This window comes from Streptomyces sp. Root431, assembly GCF_001426585.1.
Taxonomy (GTDB): Bacteria; Actinomycetota; Actinomycetes; order Streptomycetales; family Streptomycetaceae; genus Streptomyces; species Streptomyces stackebrandtii.
On sequence record NZ_LMEI01000001.1, the window covers coordinates 780491 to 806762 of the forward strand.

20 protein-coding genes and 1 tRNA gene are annotated in these 26272 nt (G+C 71.2%); 5 read left to right on the forward strand and 16 right to left on the reverse strand.

Annotation, left to right across the window (positions count from 1 at the left end):
* Positions 1–89: 89 nt before the first annotated feature.
* Entirely contained in the window at positions 90–827 is a 738-nt protein-coding gene (locus ASC82_RS03465; RefSeq protein WP_056641165.1) for a helix-turn-helix domain-containing protein, read from the forward strand.
* A gap of 109 nt (positions 828–936) precedes the next feature.
* Positions 937–1008, forward strand: a tRNA-Cys gene (locus ASC82_RS03470).
* A 140-nt stretch (positions 1009–1148) separates the two neighbouring features.
* On the opposite strand, the gene ASC82_RS03475 is transcribed toward ASC82_RS03470, so the two are convergent.
* The 3 genes from ASC82_RS03475 to ASC82_RS03485 are packed head-to-tail and all read right to left on the reverse strand — an operon-like array spanning position 1149 to position 4597.
* Entirely contained in the window at positions 1149–1829 is a 681-nt protein-coding gene (locus ASC82_RS03475; protein WP_056641169.1) for a hypothetical protein, read from the reverse strand.
* Positions 1830–1831: 2 nt separating this feature from the next.
* Positions 1832–4156, reverse strand: coding sequence for a DUF6571 family protein (locus tag ASC82_RS03480; RefSeq protein WP_056641172.1), 2325 nt, complete (start codon positions 4154–4156; stop codon positions 1832–1834).
* Positions 4157–4171: 15 nt separating this feature from the next.
* Entirely contained in the window at positions 4172–4597 is a 426-nt protein-coding gene (locus ASC82_RS03485; RefSeq protein ID WP_056641175.1) for a hypothetical protein, read from the reverse strand.
* 475 nt (positions 4598–5072) lie between these two features.
* On the opposite strand from ASC82_RS03485, the gene ASC82_RS03490 reads away from it, so the two are divergent.
* Genes ASC82_RS03490 through ASC82_RS03500 form a run of 3 tightly spaced genes read left to right on the forward strand, consistent with a single transcriptional unit; the run spans position 5073 to position 10341 of the window.
* On the forward strand, positions 5073–5954 hold the full coding sequence (locus ASC82_RS03490) for a serine/threonine protein kinase (RefSeq protein ID WP_157863430.1): 882 nt from the start codon (positions 5073–5075) through the stop codon (positions 5952–5954).
* Between the two features lie 54 nt (positions 5955–6008).
* A complete protein-coding gene (locus ASC82_RS03495; protein ID WP_056641179.1) occupies positions 6009–8177 on the forward strand; it encodes a serine/threonine-protein kinase in 2169 nt (722 codons plus the stop codon).
* Positions 8178–8229: 52 nt separating this feature from the next.
* A complete protein-coding gene (locus ASC82_RS03500) occupies positions 8230–10341 on the forward strand; it encodes a serine/threonine-protein kinase (RefSeq protein ID WP_056641182.1) in 2112 nt (703 codons plus the stop codon).
* Between the two features lie 16 nt (positions 10342–10357).
* Here the strand turns inward: ASC82_RS03500 and ASC82_RS03505 are convergent, their stop codons facing one another.
* The 13 genes from ASC82_RS03505 to ASC82_RS03565 form a co-directional block, all read right to left on the reverse strand.
* Positions 10358–11005 carry a hypothetical protein gene (locus ASC82_RS03505; protein ID WP_056641185.1) on the reverse strand — a complete coding sequence of 216 codons (648 nt, stop codon included), beginning with the start codon at positions 11003–11005 and terminating at the stop codon, positions 10358–10360.
* A gap of 16 nt (positions 11006–11021) precedes the next feature.
* Complete coding sequence (locus tag ASC82_RS03510; RefSeq protein ID WP_242427527.1) at positions 11022–11510, reverse strand: hypothetical protein; 489 nt, start codon at positions 11508–11510, stop codon at positions 11022–11024.
* Between the two features lie 175 nt (positions 11511–11685).
* On the reverse strand, positions 11686–14007 hold the full coding sequence (locus tag ASC82_RS03515) for a hypothetical protein (protein ID WP_056641190.1): 2322 nt from the start codon (positions 14005–14007) through the stop codon (positions 11686–11688).
* Between the two features lie 61 nt (positions 14008–14068).
* The gene (locus tag ASC82_RS03520) at positions 14069–14437 is read right to left on the reverse strand and encodes a hypothetical protein (protein WP_242427528.1); all 369 of its coding nucleotides are present in this window, start codon (positions 14435–14437) and stop codon (positions 14069–14071) included.
* Between the two features lie 97 nt (positions 14438–14534).
* A complete protein-coding gene (gene mycP / locus ASC82_RS03525) occupies positions 14535–15794 on the reverse strand; it encodes a type VII secretion-associated serine protease mycosin (protein ID WP_056641193.1) in 1260 nt (419 codons plus the stop codon).
* A 17-nt stretch (positions 15795–15811) separates the two neighbouring features.
* A complete protein-coding gene (locus ASC82_RS03530) occupies positions 15812–17308 on the reverse strand; it encodes a hypothetical protein (protein ID WP_242427529.1) in 1497 nt (498 codons plus the stop codon).
* A gap of 107 nt (positions 17309–17415) precedes the next feature.
* Positions 17416–17886, reverse strand: a complete 471-nt coding sequence (locus tag ASC82_RS03535) for a hypothetical protein (protein ID WP_056641199.1) — start codon at positions 17884–17886, stop codon at positions 17416–17418.
* A 120-nt stretch (positions 17887–18006) separates the two neighbouring features.
* Positions 18007–20292, reverse strand: a complete 2286-nt coding sequence (locus ASC82_RS03540; RefSeq protein ID WP_107105816.1) for a molybdopterin cofactor-binding domain-containing protein — start codon at positions 20290–20292, stop codon at positions 18007–18009.
* Between the two features lie 38 nt (positions 20293–20330).
* The gene (locus ASC82_RS03545; protein ID WP_056641206.1) at positions 20331–21692 is read right to left on the reverse strand and encodes a (2Fe-2S)-binding protein; all 1362 of its coding nucleotides are present in this window, start codon (positions 21690–21692) and stop codon (positions 20331–20333) included.
* Positions 21689–22564, reverse strand: coding sequence for an FAD binding domain-containing protein (locus ASC82_RS03550; protein WP_056641208.1), 876 nt, complete (start codon positions 22562–22564; stop codon positions 21689–21691). Before ASC82_RS03550 ends, ASC82_RS03545 begins: the two co-directional genes overlap by 4 nt.
* Before the next feature lie 225 nt (positions 22565–22789).
* Positions 22790–24451, reverse strand: coding sequence for a beta-N-acetylhexosaminidase (locus ASC82_RS03555; protein ID WP_056641210.1), 1662 nt, complete (start codon positions 24449–24451; stop codon positions 22790–22792).
* 4 nt (positions 24452–24455) lie between these two features.
* Entirely contained in the window at positions 24456–25304 is an 849-nt protein-coding gene (locus ASC82_RS03560) for a carbohydrate ABC transporter permease (protein WP_056641213.1), read from the reverse strand.
* On the reverse strand, positions 25301–26269 hold the full coding sequence (locus ASC82_RS03565) for a sugar ABC transporter permease (protein ID WP_056641216.1): 969 nt from the start codon (positions 26267–26269) through the stop codon (positions 25301–25303). Before ASC82_RS03565 ends, ASC82_RS03560 begins: the two co-directional genes overlap by 4 nt.
* Between the last annotated feature and the right edge of the window lie 3 nt (positions 26270–26272).

Genomic DNA, 26272 nt, shown 5'->3' on the forward strand with positions numbered 1-26272 from the left:
GCAACAGCCTCCATCATTTCGTTGCAATGGATTGAGCGTGAACGCTATAGTGAGGGCGAGGGCACCCGAGACGTACGAAGGAGAACGCGATGCCAGGTGGCAGGCTCACCCAGCAGGAACGACAGCAGATCGCGCTGGGACTGGCCGACGGCCTCGCCTACGCCGAGATCGCCCGGCGTCTCGACCGCCCGACCTCGACCGTCACGCGCGAGGTGATGCGGAACGGCGGCCCCACCGGATACCGCGCCGACCTCGCCCACCGCGCCACCGAACGCCGCGCCCACCGCAGCCGGCAGGCCACGCCCCGCAGCCCGGAGGCGCTCCCCCAGGCCCACGGACGCGACCCCGAGGCCGTGCGCGACTACGAGGAAGTCCTCACCACCGTCTTCATGCAGTCGGGCATGCCCAAGATGATGTCCGGGGTGATGGCCTGCCTCTGCATCAGCGACTCGGGCAGTCTCACCGCGGCCGAACTCGTCCAGCGGCTCCACGTCAGCCCGGCGACCGTCTCCAAGGCGATCGCGTTCCTGGAGAGCCAGGACCTGGTCCGTCGCGACCGCGACGAGGGCCGCCGCGAGCGCTACACCGTCGATGCCGATGTCTGGTACCAGTCGATGATGGCCAGCGCCCGGTCCACCGCCCAGATCGTCGAGACCGCACGTCAGGGCGTCGGCGTCCTCGGCGCGACGACCCCCGCCGGCACCCGCCTCGAGAACATCGCCCGGTTCCTCGACTTCGTCAGCGAGAGCACCGCCCGCGCCGCGGAACAGGCCCGCGCGATCCTCCACGCGGGCCCCGAAACACCCTCGGACGGCACGCCTTCCTGAGCCGACTGTGAACGGCGTGTGGCAGCACCATTGCAGTCGCGTGGCACGCCCCCGGAAACCCTTGAGCCCCTCCAGGCCGCCGCCCTACGGTCGTACCAGTGCACAACACGACCGTGTGCCCGAGTGGTTCAGGGACTCGCCTGCAAAGCGAGTTACGTCGGTTCGATTCCGATCACGGTCTCTCAGTCTCCACCGATCACGGATCACCAATCACAGGTCACGGATCGCGGATCGCGGATCGCGGATCACGGATCACGGATCACGGATCACGGATCACGGATCACCGAAGGCCGACGGCTCGCCCGTCGGCCTTCTTCTCTCTCACGGCAGCAGGTCGTCCGGGACCGCGGTCTTCTCCTCGCACCCGAGGAGCGTGCGCGTGCTCTCGGCCAGGGACTTCAGCAGCTGCTCCGTGGACACGGCCGCGTCGCCACTGCCACTCTTCCGGGCCGCGTCGTTCACCGCGACCTGGAGCGGCAGCTCCCGGCCCTGGCCGGCGGCCGTGCCCGGGATCGTGCAGGCCATGACGAGCGGCATGCCCCAGGCATCGGCGCGGGAGGCGACGTACACCCCGTCCGCGACCGCGCGCCAGCGCTGCCTGCCCTCGCCGGAACCCAGGAAGGCGATGTCGTACATCGACCAGCCGACGGTGCCGGTCACGCGTGCCGTGGCCCCGTCGCCCCCGCCCTCCATCTCACACGGGTGGTACGTGGTGCGCTTGAGGTCGTCCTTGCCGGCGGTCCAGCCGCGCGCCTCCGCGGCCATGCGGTCCTTCATCTCCGCGAGCGAGCGGTCGTACGGGCGGAACGCGTCGCCGAGATCGGCGCGCACCGCCTCGACGTTCGCCTTGCCGAAGACGTCCTCGCAGGTCTTGAGGGCGGTCGGCGACACGGCGTCCGTCGCGTTCGGCTCCGGTGAGTCCCCGCCGCCGCAGGCCGCCGCCGAGAGCACGACGGCGAGCACGACGGCGCTCCTGCCCACCCACCCGCTGGTGACCGACATGCTCACCTGACCTTCTGTTCGGTGCCGCTGACGAGCTGTTCGCCATCCAGGTAGGCGCCCCTCGCGTCGTCGAGGAACGCACGCCGCTCGGCCTCCGTCATGCCGGTGGCCTCCGCGTAGTTCATCAGCGGGCTCATCGCGCTGCCGCGCCCGGCCTCGCGCGTGGAGCCGATCGACACCCGAGCCTCGTCGTCGTTCTTGAACTCGTTCTCCTTGAGGTACTCAAGGGTGCCGGACGCGTACGACGTGCTGACGGTCGAACCGACGCTCTCCATGATGATCGGCACGACGGTGGCCGCCACGACGCCCGCCGCGGGGCCGAGGACGACGGCCGAGCCCACGCCGACGACCGCGGCGACGCCGCCGCTGACCGCGGACTTCCGCCACTCGGCCTGCTGCTCCAGCGCGAGGTTCTTCTTGTCCTCGTCGTCCTTGAAATCCTCGGCGATCTGGGTGACGCGCGATTCGTCGAGGACGCCGTGGACCAGGGAGCCGTTCTTGGCGAACGCCATCGCGTCGTCCCGGTCACCCTCCAGCGCCTTGATGCCGCTCGCCTCGAAGACCTGCTGGGCCGCGGACATGCTCTTGTACGCGCCCTCGTCGCCCGCGACGGCCTTCATGAACTCCAGCGACGAGTTGAAGCCGAAGTCCGTCCGCTTGCTTCCGTCGCTGCTGTTCCCGAAGAGCTCGTCGCGGTTGTACGAGTCGCCCGTGCCGCCGAAGTTCATCATCGAGTAGTTCAGGTCGTCGATGTAGGCCGCGCCCATGTTGCCGAGGCTGTCCATCATCGCCTTGTGCTGCTCCCGCAGTTCGGTGCTCGAACCGTAGGAGTCGATGACCTGCTTCATGATCTCGGCGGACTTCTCGTCGCGGTGCAGCTCGGGGGTGGGGTCGTCCCAGCCGTGGCCCGTGGTCGCCGCCTCCAGGGCGTGGCCGAGGGCGTCCGGCATGTAGTCGGCGGTCTTCTTCCAGTCGTCGGGGTTGTGGCCCTCGATGTCGGGGAAGAAGTCGTACTCCTTGTTCTGGAAGTAGTCCAGGTAGCCCTTCTGGTTCCCGTCCTTCTTGGGGTCCAGGTCGACGGTGCCGCCGAGGCTGCCGTCCTTGTTGTAGGACGTCGGCTCCTTGGAGAAGTACTCCTTCGCCGCCTCCGGGCTGTGCCCCAGCGCCTCCAGCATCGGGATCATCGGGTCGAAGCCCGAGCCGTTGACGCCCGAGGGGTTGTACTGGTTCTGCAGCCAGCCGCCGCCCATCGGCTTGCTGTTGGCGAAGAGGTACGGGTCCTTGGCGTGGAGCTGGGTGACGTGCTCCGCGATGGGGACCAGGAACTTCTTGTCGTAGTCGCCGTAGCGCATGATGCCGCCGAGCAACTGGTAGCCGAAGGCCGGATTGTTGTCGTACTTGACGAGCGGGATGCGCTCCGTGCCGAGCTTGCGCATGTCCGTGGACCACTTGTCGGTCCAGGCGTCGCCGCCCTGCGTGGCCGTCGCCAGGTTGAGGCCCAGGTTCCTCTGGAGCTCCTGGACGTCCGCGAGGCGCTCCTTGTCGACCTTCGAGTAGTCGTACGTATCCGTGGACAGCTGCCCGAAGAACTCCAGGGAGCCCTTCGGACCGAGGCCGTCGTAGAAGGTCCTGGAGAACTCCTTCGAGCTGCTGTTGTCCTTCAGCAGCTCGTTGAGGCGCATCAGCTCCTCGTGGGAGATGTCCCGGCCCTTCTTGGCCAGGTCGACGGCGCGCTGCGCCTCCTCGGCGTCGAGGCTCGCGTACTTCGGGGCGCTGAAGTTGTTCTTGTCGCCGGTGATGTTGGCCTTGAGGGCGTTGGAGCAGGCCACGTCGGCGTCGTCACAGGTCTCGATGATGTCGTCGATCCGCTTCTGCATCGCCGCAATGTCGGCACGCTCCTTGCGGACCATGTCCTGGAAGTCGGGGTCGTGCCGCATCCCCTGGTCCTTGGTCGAGGAGAGCGGCTCCCTGGCCTCGACCCTGCCGTCGGCCTTCACGACGAAGCCCTTCGCGGGCGCCTCCGTGTCGACGATGTTCTTGAGGTCGTCCTTCGCCTTCTTGAAGGCGTTGTAGCCGTCCTCCAGGACCTTGTGGATGCCGTCGGCGGCCTTGGCGGCGTCGTCGAACTCCTTCGCCGTCTTGTCCACGAACGGCTTCGTGACCTCGGCGTTCACGCCGCGCCAGTAGTCGTCCTTGGCCTTCGCGGCCATCGTCGTCCGGGCGTCCTCGGCGAGCTTGTCCAGCTTGCCCTTCATCGCCGACCAGTCGTCGGCGGCCGCCTTCATCTTCTCCAGCGGCGCGTGGAAGAGGTTGTCGTAGGTCAACACAGCAGGGCCCCCGGCCTACTTGAAGTACTCGTTGATCTTGGAGGCCGCCAGGGCCGCCCTGATGTCTTCCTCTTCCTTCGCGTGGGAGGCCGCGCTGTAGTCGAGGTGGTTGGAGATGTTGGCGCAGGCGTCGAGCAGCGTGTTCAGCTGCGAGCTCCACGTCTCCTGCACGGTCGACATCGCGGAACCCGTGAGGAAGCCGTTGGACGACATGCCCGTCGCCGCCTCCGTGGTGTTCGTCCGCGCGTGGTTCCCGTCCTTGACCAGCCGGCCGTGCAGCGCGTACGCGGCGCTGCCGATGGCCCCGAGCTTGTCCTGGTCGACGCTGAGGTCGGCATTGCCGCCACCGCCGCCGGGCTCCGGGGCGACCTGGTTGAGCCTCATGCTCACGTTGGTCGCGGAGGCGGACCGGACCGACGCCCACTCCTCTTCGAACGACATGCTCTCCCCCGTGCGGTGATCGTGCCGACGATCGCTTGTGATCATTTCGGCTTCGCCTCAGCAAGTTCCGTGCCCACGGAATCACGGCGATCGTAGTCCCACGACCCTGCGTTCGAGCACTCCCCGCCCGGAAATCCCTCCCGGAACGAGATCTTCACGACGCTTCACCGCGCGCACGGCCTCACTTCACCTTCGCAACCCGGACAGCCTCGGACGTTCCGGGCCCACCCGTCCCCGGCCCGTACGCCTCCGGGCTCCACGACCTTCCCCCGCCCCGCCGGAGGGGTCGGCAGCCTCGATAGGCTCGACCCCGTCCCGGGCCGCCCGGGAGACACCGCAGCAAACAGTCACAGCAACGGGGGACACACCGGTGGAACGGTCGCGCACGCAGGGGGACTCCGCGCCATCCGGAGCGGCTCCCCGGACCGCCCCGAACCGCCCGGCGGCCCCGGACCGGCGGATCGGCCCGTACCGGCTGATCACCCGCCTCGACCCGCCCGGCCCGGCCGGCTCGGCCGTCTCCTGCCGTCGGTTCGTGGCCCGCACCCCCGACGGCGGCCGTACGGTCCTGCTGAGCACCCCGCTGCCCGGCACCGACCCGGCGCGCTTCGCCGCCGAGGCCACGGCGGCCCGGCACCTCCTCGGCCCGTGGATCGCCCCGGTGACGGACGTGGCCGAACCGGCCGCCCCCGCCTGGTACGCGAGCCCGTACGTGCCCGCGCTCCCGCTCCCCGTGGCCCTCGCCGTCCACGGCGGCCCGCTGCCCGAGGCCACCGTCCGGGCCGTCGGCGCCGCCCTCGCCGAAGGGCTCGCCGCTGCGCACTCCCAGGGCCTCACGCACGCCGGGGTCTCCCCCGCCGCCGTCCTGCTCACCGCCGACGGACCGAAGCTGACCTGCTTCGGCGCGGTACGGGCCGCCGCGGCCGACGGCGAGCCGCGCACCGGCCTGCCCGGCCTCGACCCGGGATCGCTCGCCCCCGAGCAGGCCTCGGGCGGCCGTCCGCGCCCGCCGGGCGACGTCTTCGCGCTCGGCGCCGTCCTCGCGTACGCCGCCACCGGCCACACCGTGCCCGAACGCGAGGAACTCCCGCCCGCCCTGCGCCCGGTGGTCTCCTCCTGCCTGGCCCGCGACCCGGCCGACCGCCCCACGGCGGCTGCCCTGATGGAAGCGCTCGCCCCGCCGACCGCGCACCAGACGGTGCTGAACTCGGCCGGCACCCTGCTCACCCCCGGCTGGCTGCCGGGCCGGGTGGTCGCGGCACTCGCCCGCCAGTCGGCGGAGCTGCTGGCGGCGGAACTGCCGGTGGTTCCTGAGCAGACGGCCCCCGCAGAGCGGGCGACGCCCGCCCGCACGTGACGCGTCCCCCCTCATCCCCTCCCGTTCTCGCTCTCGACCGACGGACCTGACCTCATGCTGTCGCCCCTGACCCACGACGACCCGGCCGCCGTCGCCACGTACCGCCTGCTCGCCCGCCTCGGCTCCGGCGGCATGGGCACGGTCTACCTGGCGCGCACGCCCGGCGGCCGCACGGTCGCCCTCAAGACCGTGCACGCCCGGCTCGCCACCGACCCCGCCTTCCGCGCGCGCTTCCGGCTGGAGACGGACGCGGCGCGGATCATCGGCGCGCGCCACGGCGCGGCCGTCGTCGACGCCGACCCGCTCGCCGAGACGCCGTGGCTGGCCACCGAGTACGTCCTCGGGCCGCCGCTCGACGACGCCGTCGCACTCGGCGGCCCACTCCCCGAGCCGACCGTCCGCGCCCTCGGCGCCGCGCTCGCCGGAGCCCTCGCCCAGCTGCACTCCTCGGACGTGGTCCACCGCGACCTGAAGCCCTCGAACGTCCTCGTCACCGCCTACGGCCCGAAGATCATCGACTTCGGCATCGCCCGCGCGGCCGGCGACGACCACCTGACCCGTACGGGAGCGGCAGCCGGCACGCCCGCCTTCATGTCGCCGGAGCAGACGAGCGGCCAGGAACACCCGCCCGCGGGCGACGTGTTCGCGCTCGCCGGCGTCCTCGTCTTCGCCGCCACCGGCCACGGCCCCTTCGGTACGGGCTCGCCGGCCGACCTCCTGTACCGGGTGCGCTACGCCGAGCCCGACCTCACCGGCGTACCGGAGGCGCTGCTGCCGCTCCTGACGGCCTGCCTGTCCAAGGACCCGGCGGCCCGCCCCACCACCGCCCACCTGACCGCCCATCTCCACGACGGCCACGGCGAGTTCGCCGACCACCTCCCTCCCCTCCTCCTCGCCGACATCGCCCGCCGCGCCACGGACGTCTGGCTCCACGCACCCCACCGCCTCCCGGTCCCGGCCGGAGCGGCGATCGCGGAGACGACCCCGAACACCCCGCTCTCCCGCCGCCGCGCCCTCACCCTGGGCGGCGGCTCCGTCCTGGGCCTCGCGGGAGCGGGCGCGGGGGTGTGGGCGTGGGTGAACTCCCGGGAGACCACCACCGCGGCCGGCGGCACCCCGGCCCCCACCGGCCCCACCGCGATCCCGGCCAAGACGGCCTCGGACGGGGCGCCGGCGGCGCTGTGGCGGGGCGAGTCGCTCGACCGCGAGGAGAGCATCACGCCGCTGGTCGCAGGCGATGTCGTGGGATTCGCGGAGACGGTCTCCTTCCGGGCCCTCGACACGGGGAAGGGCACCGAGCTGTGGACCGACTCGATGGCGGAGCCGAACCAGATCGTCACGGACGGAACGTCCTTCTACACGTCCGAAGGCCCCAGCGACGGCCCCAGCGCCCTGGAGATCCGCACGCTCTCGCCCCTCACCGGTAAGGAATCCGCCCGGATCATCAAGCTCAAGGGCTTCGAGGGCTCCATGTTCGGCACGGACCTCCTCACCGCGTCCGGCGGACGGATCTTCGCCGCCTCGCGCATCGGTAACCGGGAAGACGACAAGGCGATCGGCCGCTATCTGCTCTCCGTCGACCTGCGCACGGGCAAGGAGCTCTGGCGGCAGCCGTACGCGTGGGGCAACGCACGCCCCTGGCTCTCCCGGGTGGTCGGCAATCTGCTGGTCCTCGGCAAGAACAGCGACGACCTCACGTCCTTCGATCTCCAGGCACGTGACGTGCGCACCGGGCGCCAGTTGTGGCGGCGGACCATCCCGTTCGAACTCTCCCAGTACTACTCCCCCGGCCAGCTCGCGACCGACGACCGGCACGTGTACGTCGGCGGTGACCGCCTCCGGGCGCTGCGCCTCGCCGACGGCGTCGTCGCGTGGGAACACGGCAAGGGTTCCGACTTCGGGTTTCCTGCCGTCTCGGGCGGCCTCGTCCACGCCAACGAGTCCGGCCGCGGTCTCGTGGTCGTCAGCGCCGACAAGGGTGCCAAGCGCTGGGAGGAGACTCCCTCCGGCCGTAGCCTGACACCGGAACTCCGGAGCGTCCCAGTGGTCGGAACGAAGTACGTCTACGCCCCCGTCCAGGGCGGTCTGAGCGCGGTCGACCGCGCGACCCGCCGCTCGGCCTGGGTGTTCCCGACGGACGCGACCCGGTACGTCGTCGACAGGAAGCGGACCCGGATCCTCGGGGCGGGGGCGTCGTCCGTCGTCGCCATCCCGTTCGCCTGATCCGCCGTCTCGACGCGCCCCAGCTACCCCCATCGACTCGGAAAGCAGCCTCGTGACCACGCAGCCCCTCGCCACCGGCGACCCGCTCCGGCTCGGCCCGTACCGCCTCCTCGGCGTCCTCGGCGAGGGCGGCATGGGCAAGGTGTACGTCGGCCGCGACGCCTCCGGCACCCCCGCGGCCGTCAAGGTTCTCCGCCCCGAGCTCGCCCACGACCAGCACCTCGCCCAGCGCTTCGTCCGCGAGGCCGACATGGCGCGGGCCGTCACGAGCCACGGCGTGGCCCGGGTCCTCGACGCGCAGACGGAAGGCGGGCGGCTGTGGATCGCCGCCGAGTTCCTCGCCGGCCCGACACTCGACGACGCCGTCCGTACGTACGGCCCGATGGACGTACCCACGGTCCGCGCCCTCGCCGCCCAGCTCGCACGCACCCTGCATGACATCCACGTGGCGGGCCTGATCCACCGCGACCTCAAGCCGGCGAACATCGTGCTCACCTCGACCGGCCCCCGGATCATCGACTTCGGCATCGCCCGCCCCGAGCACGGCCTGACCCTCACCACCACGGGCCAGATCCCGGTCACGCCGGGCTACGGGGCGCCGGAGCAGGTCCTCGGGCAGCGCGTCGGCCCGTCCTCGGACGTCTTCTCCCTCGGCGCGGTCCTCGCCTACGCGGCGAGCGGACGGCGCACCTTCGAGGGCGCTCACGTGGCCGCGGTCCAGTACGAGGTCGTGCACGGGACCCCGGACCTGAGCCTGGTGCCGCCGGAGCTCCAGGAGCTGATCGGCCCGTGCCTGGCGAAGGACCCGGCGTTCCGCCCGGCTCCCCCACAGGTGGCCCAGGCCTTCGCCCCGCCGAAGGGCGCCGACCGCGCCTGGCGCAAGGGTCCGCTCGCCGAGGACATCAAGCGGCGCGAGACCGCGACGAAGCGCCTCGCGGCCACCGAGGAGACCGCCGTACCCGGAGGCAGGCCGTCCCGGCGCCGCTTCCTCACCGCGGCGGCGGTCGGCGTGGCCGTGCTCGGCGCGGGCGGTGGGGCAGGGGCTTGGTGGCTGAGCCGGGACGGGGAGAAGTCCCCGACCGCCGACGTGCCACCGGCCGTCGCGACCCCCGAGGCGGCCTTCGTCTCACTCATCGACAGCGCGCCGGGCGAAGCCCCGAAGACGCTGTGGGGGCCTCTCGACGTGACCGCCCCGAGCGATCACCTTCCCCTTCCCGTACGCGATGTACTGATCGTGCGGGCGAAGACGGGAGGGCTGCTCGCCCTCTCCGTCACGGACGGCAGGGAGCGGTGGCGGGCCAAGGAGATCGACGCGGACGCCGGATTCGTCTCCGTCGCCGACCGGCTCGTCGTCGGCGGCGACGAGAACGGTGCCTTGAACGCGTTCGTCGCCTCCACCGGCGCCCCGGTCTGGCAGACCGGCAGCGACGTCCAGGACGTCCTCGCCGCCGACGGCACCCATGTCTACGTGGTGACGAAGGACGACCAGCTGCGCGCCGTGAACGCCTGGACGCTCACCACCGCCTGGACCCGCCCGATGACGTCCCCGCGCTCGTCGAGCGGCCCCGCGAAGGCGGCCACGGGCGGGAAGCGCCTCGTGGTCCACGGCCGGGACGGACACGTCGAGGCCATGGACACCACGACAGGCGAGACCGTGTGGAAGAGCAAGGGCCAGGGCACCCACGGCCAGGCCCCCTCGATCAGCGGCAACACCGTCTATCTCGGTGGTCCCAACCTGATGGCCAGGCGTCTCGACGAGGGCGACTTCCTGTGGAAGGAGGAGACCCACAACCTGGGTGACCGGCAGTTCGGCTTCGGCAGCCCGACCGCCGAAGGCGAGAGCGTCGTCGCCGTCGACGGCTACATGGCCTTCCGCTTCAGCACGGTCGTCGAAGCCCGCCACGCAAGCACGGAGTGGTCGGACGTACTGGGCGAACTGGGCGCCACACAGGGCACTATCACCGCCCCGGCGGTGGAAGGCACGACGGTCTGGCTGCCCGAACCCGACGACAGTGCCGTCCGGGTGGTGAAGAAGACCACCCGCGAGAAGCTGTTCAGCGCGAGGATGGAGGGCGGGGGCCCCTACCAGCTCGCCAGCGACGCCCATCGCGTCTTCATCGCACGTGGCGGCCAGATCGCGGCCATGCCGGTCTACGGCGAATGAGGGGAATCCCCCGTTCCTACGGCTGCGCCTTCGCCGGCACGCCTGTGACCAGCCGCGCGTCGGCACACCCCAACGCGGCGGCCACGTGCCGGGCAGCCGCGTTGGCGAGGGTGATCTGCTCGTCCCTGATCCCCGGGTGATCGGCCTCGTTCTCGTCGGCCCGGTCCAACTCGGCGACGAGGAGGATCTCGTGGGCCGGCGCCTTCGTCCGGCACGTGAAGTAGAGGGAGGCGAAGAGGTCGGACGAGGTCGCCAGCCGACCGACGGAGTAGGACGTCACGAACTCCTCCGAGGAATCGGACGAGGGGATGGCGAGGGCCTCGCGGAGGACGATGCTCAGGACGTCCTTCTCATCCCCTGCCGTCTCCAGCGTGCAGAACGGAATACCCCGCATCCGCTCCTTGCCTCCCTGCGGAGTCCGAGCCGCCTCCCGAAGTTCCGTGAGAACCCTCTCCGGCTCGGACCCGTCACTCGTCAGCGACGCGCCCTTGCCCGCGATGGCCTCCAGCGCGGCCGCCACGGTGGGATCCGCGGCGAATCCGCCGCAGACCTCCGACGCCGGCTGCCCCTTGGGGGTCGCACTGTCGGAGCCCGAAGTGCAGCCGACCGCCGCCATCATGAGGACGACGGCCGGCAGCGCGACCCTGCGGACGGTGGCGCGCATGGAATGAGTTGCCCTCTCAGGACGTCGGGTTCGCGGTGGGCGACGGCACGCCCTTCGCGAGCCCGTCGTCCTCACAGCCCAGCTTTGCTGAGACCTGCCGGGCCGCCGCGTTGGCGAGGGTGATGAGACGGGTCCGCTGCTCCAAGTCCGTCTTCAGGGCGTCGGCAGGTCCCCAGATGGTCGTCTCGACGACGATGGTGTGGGCGGGTGCCGTGAGCCGACAGGAGAAGTAGAGATGGCCGAGGGTCGACGAGGTGAAGGCCTCAAGTCCCGAGGCATAGGAGGTCACCTTCGGGGCGAGCTTCGGGCCCAGGTACGGGCCCTTCCCCACCGCTCCCACCTCGATCTTGAGGTCCTTCGGCCCGCCCTCGGCGGGATCGAGGCCGCAGTACCGCACCGCCTGCGGCCGGTAGGAGTCGGCCCACGGCGCGGCAGCGTCCTCACGCAGCCTGGCGAGAGCCTTGTCCGGCTTCGACAGGTCGTCCTCGAAGCGCTCGGTGCCCAAGACAGCCTTCAGCGCGGCAGCGGCGGGCTCATCCTTGGCCAAGCCCCCGCAGGCCTCGGCTGCCGTCAGCCCCTCCGGTTCCTTCGTGGCTTCACCGCCGTCACCGCCGGAGCAGCTCGTGAGGAGAGCGGCCACAACGACTGCCGCACCGATCCTCTCCAGCGCAGACCGCATGTCAGACCTTCTTCTCGTACGGGTCGGGGAGGTTGTTGTCCTGGGCGTGCAGGCGCCCGGTCCGGATGCGGTCGACCAGATCCTCATTGAGGATGTTGCGCTGGTCATAGGTCCAGCCAGGGGCCGTCGCGTAGGCGATGCCAGGCCTGAGCGAGTTCTCTTTGCCGTCGGTCAGAGCTTTCTCCTTCAGCTCGTCCGAGTTCTTCTTGAGCATCTCGTCCTTCTCGTACTTCTCCGCCAGGTCATCGGCTTCCATCCCGATGAAGGTCGTCACCGCGCCGCCGACCGTCTCGGCCGCCAGGGGTACGAGTACGCCGCCGGCACCGCCGGTCAAAGCTACGACGCCGCCCGCCGCGACCGCGCCGACGCCGAACTTGACCCACTCGGTCGACTTGGCGACGGCCTTCTTGTGCTCCTCGGAGTCCTTCTCGTAGTCCATGTCGATCTGCGCCATGCGGGACCCGTCCATGATTCCCTGCGCCTCCGACCCGATGCGCAAGGTAGTCCGCGCGTCAGTGAGGTCCCGGTCCTGGAAGTCGGTCCCGGGCTTCGGGCCCACCTGCTCAAGGACGCTCGTCGTATACAGCGACTCGGCCGCCGACAGCGTGGAGTGTCCGCTCTCACTCTGCGACACGATGCCCATGAAGTTGATGGCATCACCACGGTTCCAGAGCAGCCCGGTGTCGAACTCCTCGCCGAACCGGGACTTCCCCTTGGCGTCGTTGGCGCCGAAGGGCGATCGCTCCTGCTCCTCCATCGTCGAGTCGCTGTTCGTCTCCAGGGACCGGTTCAGCTCGTCGATGTAGGCGGCACCCATCTTGCCGAGACTGTCGTCGATGCCCGGCTGCTCGTGCATGAACTTCGATTCGCTGCCGTACCGCTCGACGACCTTCTGCATGACCTCCGCGTTCTCCTTGGTCCGGACGTCCTTGAGGCCCTCGGCCTCGGCGTCGTACGGGTGGCCGGTGGTCGCGGACTCCAGGGCGTGACCGAGCGCGTTGTAGCCGGGCTCCTTGGTCCGGTCACCCTTGTCGTTGAGCTCCTCGGGCCACCCGCGGTCCTTGGTGAAGTAGTCGAACGGGTCGAGCTTCTTGTTGTCCTTGGTGTTCTCGGGCGTGACGTCGATGCTGCTGTTGAAGAAGTCCGTCGACGCCTTGGGGTTGTGCCCGAGCCCCTCCATGAAACCGATCATGGGGTCCTTGCCGAGGTCACCGCCCTGCCAGTTCAGGTGGCTCGGCATGCCGCCCATCTGCTGCCAGGCACGGTCGGCGGGCAGCCGGCCGTCGTGCGTCATCTTCCGCTCGGTGACGACGAGGGCGTTGCCGTAGTTCTTCAGGAACTTGTCGTCGTACTCGCCGGCCCGCATCAGGTTGCTCATGACCTGGAAGCCGTACGGGCTGGTGCCGCGCGTCTGGATGGGCTCGCTGCCGGCCTTGATGACGTCGGCCTTCCACTGCTCCATCTCGGGGCTCGTGGAGTGGGTCGCGGTGGCGAGCGTCATACTCCAGTTCGTCTGGAGTTCCTTCAGCTTGTCCCGGTGGTCGACACCGAGGCGCGAGCCGTCGCTCGGGTCGCCCATGTCGGCCCAGTACTCCATGCTGCCCTTCGGTCCGACCTCCAGGGCGAACTTCTCAGCGAAGTACGGGTCCTTCTGGTTGTTCTTGAACAGGGCGTTGAGCTTGTCGATCTCCGCCGGGGTGGCCTCGTCGCCCTTCTTGTACAGCTCGTAGGCGGCGTGCGCGTCCTCGGCGTCCTGGGCCTTCGAGGCGGCGGCGAGCGAGTCGTACTTCGTGCCGGAGAAGTTGTTCTTGTCGGCGCCGACGAGGCCGCGCAGGGCGCGGGACGCCACGTCGTCGGCGTTGTTCGCCCGGTCGATCGCGGCCTTGATCGCCGCGGACATGGCCTCGAAGTCGGCCACCTCGGGCTTGGGTCCGTCGTAGTCCTTGGACCGGCTGTCGGGGCGGATCAGATGACTGACGGTGCCCTGCTGGTCGATCCGCATCCCCTTGCCGGGGGCCTCCGCGACCAGCTTCTCCAGCTCGCTCTTCGCGGCCTGGAACTCGCTCTCCGCGTCCCGAAGGATGTTGCGGATGCTGGTCGCCTCGGTGAGGGCGTCGCCGAACTCCTTGGCGGTCTTCCGGACGAACGCCTGGGTCACCCCGGCGTTCTCGCCCTTCCAATCGGCCTTGTCCGCCTTGCCCTGGAGACCGGATTCGGCCTTCTCCTTGGACTTCTCCAGCTTGGAAACCGCCTCCGACCAGCCCGTGACAGCCTCCTTGAGGCTGCCGAGATGGGCGTGGAGAACCTGGTCGAACTTCAGCATCTAACGTCCCTCGTCAGCCGTTGCCGTACCGCGTCGTACCGTGCCGTGCCGCGCCGTCGGCTTACTTGAAGTGTGCGTCGATCGTGGACATGGAGAAGTTCGTGACCAGCACTTCTTCATGGTTGGCGTGACTGATGACCGTGTCCTCAAGGTGGTTGTGGATGTGCGCGCAGGCGCTGAGGAGCGTCTCGCACTGGTCGCGCCACGTGTCCCACATGGTCCACATCGCCGAACCGGTCAGGAAGCCGTCACCATCGAGGCTCTTGGCTGCGGTGCCGGTCTGGGCACCCGCGTGGAAGGCATCGCGCTCGAACCAGTGGAAGAGCTCCTGGGCCTCGTTGCCGATGGCCTTGAGGTCGGCGGAGGTGACCTTGTAGTCGCTGGGACCGCCACCGCCGCCACCCTCGGCGGGCACGCTGTTGAGCCTCATCGCAGCTGCTTCGCTGCGGACTTGGCCCCACTCCTCGTCGAACGACATCTACTTCTCCATGTGAGTCACGGATGTTCAGCGGCGGAGACGGACGGACTCAGCTCCGCCGCGAACGGAGTACGGATACGGCCACGCCGGCACCGAGGAGCACGGCGGCACCGATGCCGAGCCCGATCCAGAGGCCGGTGTTGCCGCCTTCCTCGGCGGCGGCCTGCGGGGCCGGCGCGGGGGCGACGGTGGTGGTCTCCACCGGACCGGGGTCGGCCGGGGGCAGGGTTTCGGGGGCGGAAGGCGTGGCGCTCGCGGTCTCGGGCGCGACCTCGGTGAGGTCGTCGATCGGCCGGACGTCGGCCGGGCCGGGGTCGCCGGGCGTCTTCAGCGTACGGAGCGGACGGATGGCCCCGTACCCGATGAAGTCGCTGCGCTTGTCGCCACCTTTCGGCTTCGCGATGGTGTTGAGCATGACCTTCAGGACCTGGTTGTTGGTCCAGTCGGGGTGCTTCGACCACAGGAGCGCGGCGGCGGCGGAGGCCAGGGCCGTGGCGTCACTGGTACCGATGGACTTGCACATGCCCGTGCCACCGCCGCAGGCGTGCACGATGTCCTTGCCGGGCGCGACGATGTCGACCTGGTCGCCATGCTGGGAATTGGAGACTCGCGTCAGCTTCTTGTCGATGGCGCCCACCCCGACGACACCGGGAGTCGCACCCGGGAACTCCAAGAGGTTGCCCTTGTCGCCGCTGTTGCCGACGGCGGCGAAGACGAGTGATCCCTTGTCGAGGGCGTACTTCACCGCGTCGGTGAGCTGCTGCGAGCCTTCCCCCGTGCCCAGGGAGATGTTGATGACCTTGGCGCCGGCGTCAGCCGCGTACCTGATCGCTGGAGGAACGTCGCGGTTGAAGTCCTCCTCGCCCTGGGTCATGCTGGCGTTGCCGCCCTCCAGCCGGGGAACGCGGACCGGGAGGATCTTTGCGCCGGGGGCCAGTCCGAATGCCCCGTTGCCACCATCACGTTCACCGGTGCCCGCGATGATGCCTGCCATGCCCGTGCCGTGCCCGGTGTAGTCGGTGAACTGGTCGCCGGACTGGACAGCGGCCGCGAAGTCCTTGCCCTCCAACACCTGACCCCGAAGATCCGGATTCTGCTTGTCCACACCGGAGTCGATCACCGCGACGGTGACGCCCTTGCCCGTGCTGAGCTGCCAGATCTCCTCGGCGCCCATGGCGTCCAGGTGCCACTGCTGGGCGCGGAAGTCCTCCGCGTGGGCGGGGACGGAAGCGATGCCCACCAGCAGCATCCCCAAGGCGGCCGAGGCGGTGACTCGGGCACGGCTCCGACGCGTACTGCTGGTAGACATCTTCTTCCTCGCGCTGATCAGTCGATGACGGGCGGCGCCACGCGGCGGTTGCCCTGCTGCCAGGTTTCCTCGTCCTCGACAAGGTAGTCGGGACGCTCTCCGTTGGTGTCCTCGCGGTCACCGGCCTGCGTGGTGCCTCCGCGCACGAGGCCGGAGCCGCCGGGCGTGAAGGGACGCGCGCCGCCTGCGGCGGTGCCGGCCGCGCCGGGGCGCTGTGCCTTGCCGCCGACGACCCCGCCGGTCTCACCGGCGAGGCGGCGACCGCCGCTGATGCCGTTCTGTCCGGCGCCCATGCCGCCGCCGCCCATGGAACCGCCGCCCATGGGGCCGCGACCCATGCCCGTGCCGTTGCGGCCGCCCTGCTCCGTGCCGATCGCCATGCTGCGCGGCAGGCCCGTCGCGGGACGCCCCTGCGTGCTCTGTACCTGGCGTCCGCCGCTGATGCCCTCGCGGGGAACGTGGAGACCGGAGCGCTGGCCGCCGGTCACCGGGCCGCGGGGGTTGCCGGTACCACCGGTGACGGGAGCGGTGGGGGCCAGAGGGCCCGGTCCGCCCTTCGTCGGCAGCGGAGGCATGCCGGTGGTCACGAACGGAGGCGTACCGCCGTCCTTCGTGATCGGCGGGGGCGTGCCCTGCGTCGGCCCCGGGCCCGGGTTCGTCTGGGTCGGGGACGGCAGCGTGTCCACGCTGTCGATGCCCAGGTCCACGGGAACCTCGGGCCGGACCACCGTGCTGTCGTCGGGCCTGGCCACAGTGCTGTCGTCGGGCCTGACCACCTGGGTCGGCCCGTGCGTGTCGCCCGTCGGCGGGGTCACGGTCGTGTCAGGCGTGGACCGGTGGCCATCCGACTCGGTGCGTGTCCGCTGCGTCCCCGTGGTCGTGTCCGTACCGCCGGACCTGTCGCCCTGCGGAGTGGAGCCGATGTAGGAAGAGCCGTCCCGCCCGTCCGGGTCCTCCGGGACGAACGCCCCCGGCGGCGGCGGGAACGTCGGCGCTTCCGTGGTCCCCATCTGGAAGCTCGACCACTGGTACGCCTGCGAGAGGCGGATCATCTCGGTCGCCGCCGCCTGCCGGTTCGCCTCCTCCTTGGCCGCGATGGCCGCGAGCTCCTCGCTGGGCCCCATGGCGTTCTTGGCGTTGCGGGCGACGGTCGGCGAGTCGGGGTCGTTGCGCTGCTTCAGTGCGGCTTCCAGGTTCGCCTTGGCGACCTCGTGGGAGGCGTACGGAGGCATGGCGCTCTGCGCGAAGCCGATCGCGGCGGCGTTCTCCTTCATCCAGATGGCGCCGCGCGCACTGTAGTCGGCCAGCCCGGCCGTGGAGTTGGCCACGTTGTTGGCCCACTCGACGAAGGCCTTCTCGGCCTCGCCCTCCCAGTCCATGCGGCTCATGCTGGCGCGCAGCTGGCCGGCGATGTGCTCCAACTGCTCCGAGACGACCGACAACCGCTGTGCCGCGTCGCCGACGGCATCGCCCTTGGCTTCGTTGAGCCAGTCCAGCATCTGCTGATGCTTCATGCTGCGGAAGTTCGTTCCGCCGACGCTCGCGCCGGCGCCTCCGCCGCCCTCTGCAGGCCTCATCCCTCGCCTCTTCCCCGTGTCCCCGACATTCCGTCCGCACCCGCCTACTTCAAGGAGTCGTCGCCATCGGCTGCCTGGTTGCCGGTGCTCTCCGGCGCTCCGCGGCCCGCTTCCTTGTCCGCCTTCTCCTTGGCGTCGAAGGTCCGCTGGTGGATGTTGATCATCTTGCGCTTGATGTCGTCATCCATCTCCTCGAAGCCGTTCTTCGAGGCGACGACCGCGATCCCCAGGCCCTCCAGGCAGTCGTTGAGCAGACCCGAGAGCTCCACCAGGCGCGCGAGAGTCCCGTCGTACGCCGCATAGGCGCCCTCGGCCTCGCCCCAGGCGCCGCCGCCTCCGCCGAACTGGGAACGGGTCACCGGGTCTGCCTTCAGCTTCCCGGGCCCGGCGTAGGAGCCCTGTAGCTGGTCGATGAGTCCATCGACCTGCTTCCTGAAGGACTCCATGGAGTCGGCGCTGTACTTGACGGCCGCCGCCCGCATCCCGGACGCCATCCCACCCAACGAGGCTTCCATGCCCGCGCTCCTCCCCCGTGTGAACAACCGTGCGCGTTTTACCAAGTCTAGGAGTCCACTGTAGTCAGGAACGACGACAGTCCGCACCTCTCGGTTGCACAAGCAACGGACATCACATGGTTACGAATTGGGCACGGCCACAGCCGCCTGCGGGCGGATCGGGAGCCTGTTGACGGGGCGTCCGGTCGCCGCGCGCACCGCTGAGGCCACTGCGGCGGGTGAGGTGACGACCGGGACCGCGCTCGCCGCCTTCGCGCCGAAGGGGGCTACGACATCGCGTTCCTCGACGAGTTTCACGATGCGAATGTCCGGGGCATCCAGGGATGTCGGAAGTGCGTAGCCGGTGAAGTCGGGGTGCCGGACCAGGCCGCGGGCGGTGCGGAGGTTCTCCGTGAGGGCCGCGCCGACGCCCTGGGTGACGCCCGCTTCGATGCGGGTGGCGAGCTGGGCCGGGTTGAGGATGCGGCCGACGTCCTGGGCCACGGCCATCTCCACGACGCGTACCGCGCCGAGTTCGATGTCCACGTCCACCACCGCGCGGATCGCGCAGAACGCGAGGCCGACGAAGGCGTCGCCCTGGCCGTCCGCGTCGAGGGGCTCGGTGGGGTGGGGGCGGCACTGGGCGGTGGCCCAGAGTTCCTTGCCGTCCATCGCCTCCATGACCGTCGTCGAGAGCACTCCGTCGTACGAGGTGATCTTGCCGTCGGTGATCTGGAGCAGCTCGGTCGACATGCCGAACTTGTGGGCCAGCGGCTGGAGGAGCTGCGTACGGACCATCTTGGCCGCGCGCTCCACCGCCCCGCCCGAGACCCAGGTGTGGCGGCCGTGGGCGGACGGGCCCGCCGGCGGCTGGTCGGTGTCGACCGGCGCGACCTGCACGTCGTCGATGCCGAGGGTCTCCTGCACGATCTGCCGGGCGAGCGTGGAGAATCCCGAACCGGTGTCCACGGCCGAGCAGATGACCGTGGCCACCCCGTCCATGACCCGCACGGTCGCCGTCGAGACCTCGTCCATGCCCTCCGCTCCCAGCATGTGCACCATGCCGAGGGCGTAGCCCACGCCCCGCCGCACCGCGCCGGGTTCGCCCGCGCCCTCGGGGCCGCCGGGCAGCAACCAGTCGTCCTCCGGGGTGTCCTTGGGGAGCGGCGGGAGCGGGAAGTCTCGTACGGCCGCGAGGAGTTCGGCCACGGGGGCCGGGCAGGTCACGGTCTGGCCGGTCGGCAGGATGTCGCCGGTCGCCATCACGTTCCGCATGCGCAACTCGGCCGGGTCCACGCCCAGTTTGGCCGCCAGCTTGTCCATCTGCGCCTCGTAGGCGGCGCACACCTGCATCGCGCCCTCGCCGCGCACGTGTCCGGACGGCGGGTTGTTCGTCCGGACCGCCCAGCCCTCCACGAAGGCGTGCGGGACGACGTACGGGCCGCAGGCGAAGGCCACGGCCGCCGCGAGGGACTCGGACGACGAGTCGGCGTACGCGCCCGCGTCGAGCAGGATCTGCGCCTCCACCTTCACCAGGTGGCCTTCCGCGTCCGCGTGGTGGCGGTAGCGCAGCAGGGTCGGGTGCCGGTGGGCGTGGCCGAGGAAGGATTCCTCGCGCGTAGCGGTGAGCTTGACCGGGCAGCCGGTACGGAGCGCGAGCAGGCCCAGCGGGATCTGGAAGCCCGGGTCCTCCCGGTCTCCGGTGGCGCCGGGGACGCCCGTCACGACCACCTTGACCTGCTCGGCCTGGAGGCCGAAGCAGGCGGCGGCCAGGTCCCGGTCGGTGTGCGGGTCGGTCGAGGCCGTGTACAGCTCGACGCCCCCGTCGGGGCGGGGCACGGCCAGGCCGGCCTCCGCGCCGATCGGCGCCGGGTCCTGGCGGCCGATCCGGTACAGGCCCTCGACGATCACCTCGCCGGTCGCCTCCGGGTCGCCGAAGCGCAGCGGGATGTGCCGGATCAGGTTGCCGTCGGGGTGCAGCGCCTCCGCGGCGAAGGCCTTCTCGGGGTCGGTCACCGGGTCGAGGACCTCGTACTCGACGCTGATCGCGGCCGCGGCGAGCCTGGCCGTGTCCGGGTGGTCGGCGGCGACCGCCGCGATGGCCTCGCCGTGGTGCCGCACCAGGTCGGAGGCGAAGACGGGCCGGTCCGCGACGCGGCGGCCGTACGTCGCCGCGCCCGGCACGTCCGCGGCCGTCACCACGGCCCGTACGCCCGGCATGGCCGTCGCGGCCGTCGTGTCGACGGAGACGATCCGGGCGTGCGGGTGCGGGGAGCGCAGGATCGCGGCCCACAGCAGGCCCTCGGCCCACAGGTCCGCGGCGTACGGGAAGGTGCCCTCGGTCTTCGCCCGTGACTCGGCCTGCGGGAGCGAGGTGCCGAGGCCGTGCGCGGCCGGCTCCTGGTCCAGTGCCCCGGGGGTGTCCAGGACAGGGGGAACGGGAACGGCGGTGGTCGCGTCGCTGCTCACGCCATGCCTCCGTCGTGCGGGTGGGGAATCTGGTGCGGGACGCGGGCCTCGCCGGCGGCCTCGTGCCCGGTGGGCGCCGCGGCCGCGGCGCTCGCCTCGCGCTCGGCGACGACGTCCCGTACGGCTTCGAGGACGCCCCGGTAGCCGGAGCAGCGGCACAGGTTGCCCGCGAGCGCCTGGCGGGTCTCCAGCTCGGTGGGGGCGTGGTTGCCCTCCAGGAGGTCATGCACGGTCATGCACATGCCCGGGATGCAGAAGCCGCACTGGACGGTGCCGCACTTCGCCATCGCCCGCTGCACGTCGGACGGCTCGCCGTCGGTGGCGAGGCCCTCGACCGTCCGCACCTCGGACCCGGCGGCGGTCGCCGCCGGCACCAGGCAGGACGCGACCAGCCGGCCGTCGACCTTCACGTTGCACGCGCCGCACTCGCCCTGGGAGCAGCCGTCCTTGGCCCCGGCGAGGCCGAGGCGCTCGCGCAGGACGTAGAGCAGGGACTCGCCGATCCAGGAACCGGTGACGGGCCGGTCGGTGCCGTTGACCCGCAGGGTGTACGAGATGTGGGGGTGCTCGTCGCTGTCGGTGGAGTGCGCCTCGGGAGCGGGAGCGGTTACGGGGGCGGGATCCGGTGCGAAGGTCGTCTCGGCCGTGGCGTCCGGGTTCGTGTCCGCGTCGGGCTCGGGCTCCGACTCCGGCTCGGACTCGTCCCCGGCCTCCGCCACCGGCTCCTCCGGCAGCGCCCACGGCGCGGGCGCGCCGCCCGGCAGGGTCGCCGGGGCCTGGTCGTACGACGTGGGGAGCGCGGGCTCGACCGCCTCCGGTACCGCGATCTCCGGTACCGCGATCTCGGGTACGGCGATCTCGGGTGCGGCGACCGTCTCCGGGACGGCCGGGATCTCCCACTGGCCCGTGGAGGTGTCGACCGCGCCCGCCGAGCCCGCGAAGTTCCACTCCGCCGTCGCGTGCGGGTCCTGGCCGAACCCCTCCGCGTGCTGCTCCACGTGCTGGACGTACTCGCCCTGCTCGAAGTACTCGGTCCCCTGGCTCTGGCCCTGGCCCTGGCCGAAGTCCTGGGCGTGGTCCTGGCCCTCGTCGAAGTGCTGGACCTGCTCCGCCTGCGTCGGCAGGTGCACCGTCCACGTGCCCGTCGCCGCCGGGTCGGTCGCCGCCCCCGGGGTGAGCGGCTGGAGCGGCATGATCATCGGCGGTACGTAGCCGTGGCCCGGCGCCTCCAGGGGCACGCCGTCCAGCATGAAGTCGGGCGGCAGCTGGACGAAGGCGGTCGCGTCGCCGTCGTAGCCCTCGCTCTGCGGGATCGGCTCCCAGCCGCCCGGGTTCCCGTGCTGTTCGTCGTTGCTCATGCCAGTGCCCTCCCCAGTGCCCGTCGGGCGAGAGCGGCGACCGTGCGCCGCAGGTGCAGTACGGCGGGCGGCAGCTGTTCGTCGCCCGGCGGGTCAGGAATGCAGGCGGCGGCGACGTACTCGCCGAACGCCGTGAGTGCCTCCGGGGCCAGGCCCCGGTCGTTGTCCCAGTCCACCAGCGAGGCGATCCAGCGCTCCGCCTCCAGCGGGCGCAGCGGCATCGGGGCGACGGCGCCGACCGCGCAGCGCACCCCGCGGCGGGCCGGGTCGAGGACGACGGCGACGGAGGCGGTGGCGCGGGCCGGGCCGGTGCGGCCGGTGGCCTTGAGGAAGACCTGGGGGGCGTGGAGCAGCGGTACGCGGACGAAGCCGACCAGCTCGCCGGGGGCCAGCAGGTCGCGGCCGGCGAGCAGGTGGGAGACGGGGATCTCGCGGGTGCCGAGCGGGCCCAGGACGACGAGGTCGGCCTCCAGGGCGGCGAGCACGGGCAGCGAGTCGCCGGTCGGCGCGGCGGTGACCACGTTGCCGCCGAGGGTGCCCGCGTTGCGGATCTGGGGCGGTCCCGCGGCGCGGGCGGCGGCGGCGAGGGCCGGGATGAGGGCGGCGAAGTCGGGGCGGCCCATGCGGGCGTGGGTGAGGCCCGCGCCGAGGAGGGCGTGGCCGTCCTGGTACTGCCAGCCGCGGATCTCGTTGATGCGGCTCAGGCCGACGAGTCCGGCGGGGCGGAGCTGACCTCTGTTGACGGCGGCCATCAGGTCGGTGCCGCCGGCGACGGGCACGGCGGCCGGCATGGCGGTGAGCGCCGCCACGGCCTCGTCGAGCGAGGCGGGCAGCGTCACGGACTGCGCCGTCTGTGGTGCGTGCGTGGTCAACCCGCTGCCCCTTCCCGGTGTCCCGGTGGTCCCCGACTGTGCCCGGCGGTCGCGCCTGCGTGTGGGCGTACCGTACGTGCTCACAGGCCGGACGTGGCAACTCTGGCACATCTTCCGAGCCGTCCGGCGCGAGGGTCCGCGAAGGACTGTTCCGCCCGGGACGCCCCAGGAGCGACGGTAACTTCCCTTTCGCCGCTCTTGGGTGAACCGCGGGAGCGAGGTGCCTCACACGATCGGGGGCGTCCCTTCCAGGGGCCGGCCGAGCACTCCCGGACGCCGCTGCCGGGGGTGGGGGCCGGCGGGCGGGCGGTAGTCGACGCCGAGGGCGTCCAGGCGCCGGTAGTGGGTGTCCATCCGGCGGGCGAAGCCGGTGTAGTCGCGGGCTTCCGGGGCGGGCAGCGCGGACCAGGCGACCTCGGCGAAGGCGGCGAGGCGCGGGAAGACCTGGTAGTCGACGCGGGACCGGTTCTCCATGACCTCGGTCCAGACGTTGGCCTGGGTTCCCAGGATGTGGGCGGCGGCCTCCGGGGAGAGCCCCGGCGGGACGGGCTCGAAGCGGTAGACGTCCTCCAGGGTGCGGACGTACCCGATGGGCATCGGCTCGTCCTCGCCCGGCGCCTGACGGTGGTCCAGGTACACCTGCTGCTCGGGGCACATGACGACGTCGTGGCCGGCCTCGGCGGCGGCGATCCCGCCCGCGTACCCCCGCCAGGACGACACGGCCGCGCCCTCCGCGAGGCCGCCCTCCAGGATCTCGTCCCAGCCGATCAGACGGCGTCCGCGAGCGGCGAGCCAGCGGTCGAAGTGGCGGATGAACCAGGACTGGAGGCCGTCCTCGTCCCCCACCCCCAGCTCCTTGATGCGGGCCTGGGCGGCCGGGGAGGCCTTCCACTGGTCCTTGGGGCACTCGTCGCCGCCGACGTGGACGAAGGTGGACGGGAAGAGGTCGAGGACCTCCTCGAAGACGCCCTCGTAGAAGCGCAGGACGGCCTCGGTCGGCGCGAGGACGTTCGGGTTGATGCCCCAGGTGTCCCAGACGGTGAGCGAGGCGGTGTCGACGACGTCGGTGTTGCCGAGTTCGGGATAGGCGGCGATCGCGGCCTGCGCGTGGCCCGGGAGGTCGATCTCGGGGACGACGGTGATGTGCCGCTCGGCGGCGTACGCGACGATCTCGCGGATGTCGTCCTGGGTGTAGAAGCCGCCGTACGGGGTCTCGGTCCACAGCGGCGAGGCCCGGTGCCCCCACTTGGTACGGGCCCGCCAGGCGCCGACCTCGGTCAGCCTGGGGTGGCGCTTGATCTCGATGCGCCAGCCCTGGTCGTCGGTGAGGTGGAAGTGGAAGACGTTGAGCTTGTGGGCGGCGAGGAGGTCGAGCTGGCGCAGGACGTCGTCCTTGGGCAGGAAGTGCCGGGAGACGTCGAGGAGGAGCCCGCGCCAGCCGAAGCGGGGGCCGTCCTGGACCGTGACCGCGGGCAGCTCCCACGGCCCGTCCGCCACGGGCGCCTTGCGGTACGCCTCCGGGCCGAGCAGCTGCCGGAGGGTCTGGGCGCCCCAGAACACCCCGGCGGGGCCGCCGCCCTCGATGACGACCGCCGCGCCGCCGGCCGAGCCGTCCGCCGGGCCTCGGGTGGACAGGCGGTAGCCCTCGGGGCCGTGCTCCCGCGCCACCTCCTCGCTGATCCGCAGCCGGATCGCGTACGGGCCGGGGCCGTCGGCGAGCGGCAGTCCGGTGGCGGCTCCCAGGGCGGCGCGCAGCCAGCGGGCGGTGGACCCGGTGCCGGGGCCCGCGTCGAGCGTGGTGCGTTCGTCGAGCGCGACGCGGGCGGGGGCACTTTCACCGCGCTCGACGGTCAGCGGCGCGGGAATGAGGTTCACGTCGTCGGTCATCGCGTCAGTCCTTCACCGCCCCGCCGAGTCCCGAGACCAGGCGGCGCTGTACGAGTACGAAGAAGACGAGGACCGGGATCGTCATCACGGTCGAACCGGCCATGATGCCTCCCCAGTCGTTCTCGTCGGGCTTGAAGAAGACGAGCAGCGCCATCGGCAGGGTCGACTGCGAGGTGTCGCTGATGAGGAAGGACTTCGCGAAGAGGAAGTCGTTCCAGGTCGAGATGAAGGAGAAGACGCTCGTCGCCACGAGGCCGGGGAAGACGAGCGGGAAGAGGATCTGCCACAGGAACCGGGTGCGGCTCGCCCCGTCGATCTGGGCCTGCTCCTCCAGGGCCTCGGGGACCGCCTTGACGAAGCCCCTGAGCATCCAGATCGCGAAGGGGAGCGAGAAGGCGAGGTGCGGCAGGATCAGCGAGCCGAGGGTGTTGAGCTGCCCGAAGTCCCGCATGAGGAAGAACAGCGGGATGGTGAGCGCCTCGACCGGCACCATCTGGGCGACCAGGAACATGACGAGGAGCGTCGTCCGGAACCGGAAGCGGAACCGCGTGACCGCCGTCGCCGCCAGGAAGGCGATGAGCGCGGAGGCGAGGACGACCGTGCCCGCCACGATCAGCGAGTTGAGGAAGTAGCGGCCGAAGTCCTGCTGCTCGAAGACCCGCCGGAAGGAGTCGAGGGACGGGGAGAGCGTCCAGGGCCGGGGGTCGGTCGACTGGATCTCGCCCGCCGGCTTGAGGGCCGAGAGGACCATCCAGTACAGGGGGAAGGCGACGACCGCCGCGACGAGGAGGGTGACCGCCTCGGCGGCGAGGCGCCCGGGCCGCCGGATGCGGAAGGAGGACGGGGCGCTCACAGTTCTTCTCCCTGGCGTCGCAGGAGCCGCAGGTAGACCAGGGTCACGGCCAGCAGGATCAGGAGCATGACCACGCCGATCGCCGAGCCCAGGCTGTACTGGGACGAGGCGAAGGCCTTCTGGTACGCGTACACGTTGAGGACGAGGTTCTGGCCGGCGATGCCGCCGCCGTTGGTCATCACGTAGATCTGGGTGAAGAGTTTGAAGTCCCAGATGATCGACTGGATGGTGACGACGACCAGGATCGGCCGGAGCATCGGCGCCATGACCGAGCGCCAGATCCGCCACTGCGAGGCGCCGTCGAGGGCGGCGGCCTCCAGGACCTCCGACGGGATGGCCTTGATGCCCGCGTAGACGGTGACCATCACGAACGGGAAGGAACACCACACGACTTCGAGGAGTACGAGGGCGAAGGCGCTGTACCGCCCGTACGTCCAGGAGAAGTCGCCCAGGCCGAGGAGCCGGTTCACCGGCCCGAAGTCGGGGTCGAAGAGGAAGACCCAGACGGTGGAGCCGGTGACGGCGGGCGTGGCCCAGGCGCCGAGTGCGGCCACCATCAGGACGAGCCGGGGCAGGGCCCGGACCCGGGTCAGGAGGACCGCGAGGGCGCAGCCGACGGCGAGCGTGGTGACGACGCAGGCGGCGGCGAAGAGGACGGTGGCGAGGAGGACCTGCCAGAACTGGGGGTCGGTGAAGAGGGCCGTGTAGTTGCCGAAGCCCTTGAAGGACGTGGGTTCGCCGCCGCTGACCTGGGCCTGGGTGTACTCCAGGAAGGAGATGAGCCCGAGCTGGTAGACGGGGTAGACGAGGAGTCCGCCGATGACGACGAGGGCGGGCAGGAGGTACAGCCAGGGGGTCCAGGCGCTGGTGCGCCGGGCGGTGCGGGGGGCCCGCACGCGGCCCCGGGGGGCCGGGCGCGCGGTCGTGCCGGTCCGCTTCTCGGCGAGGTCGAGTGGGGTCGTCATGCG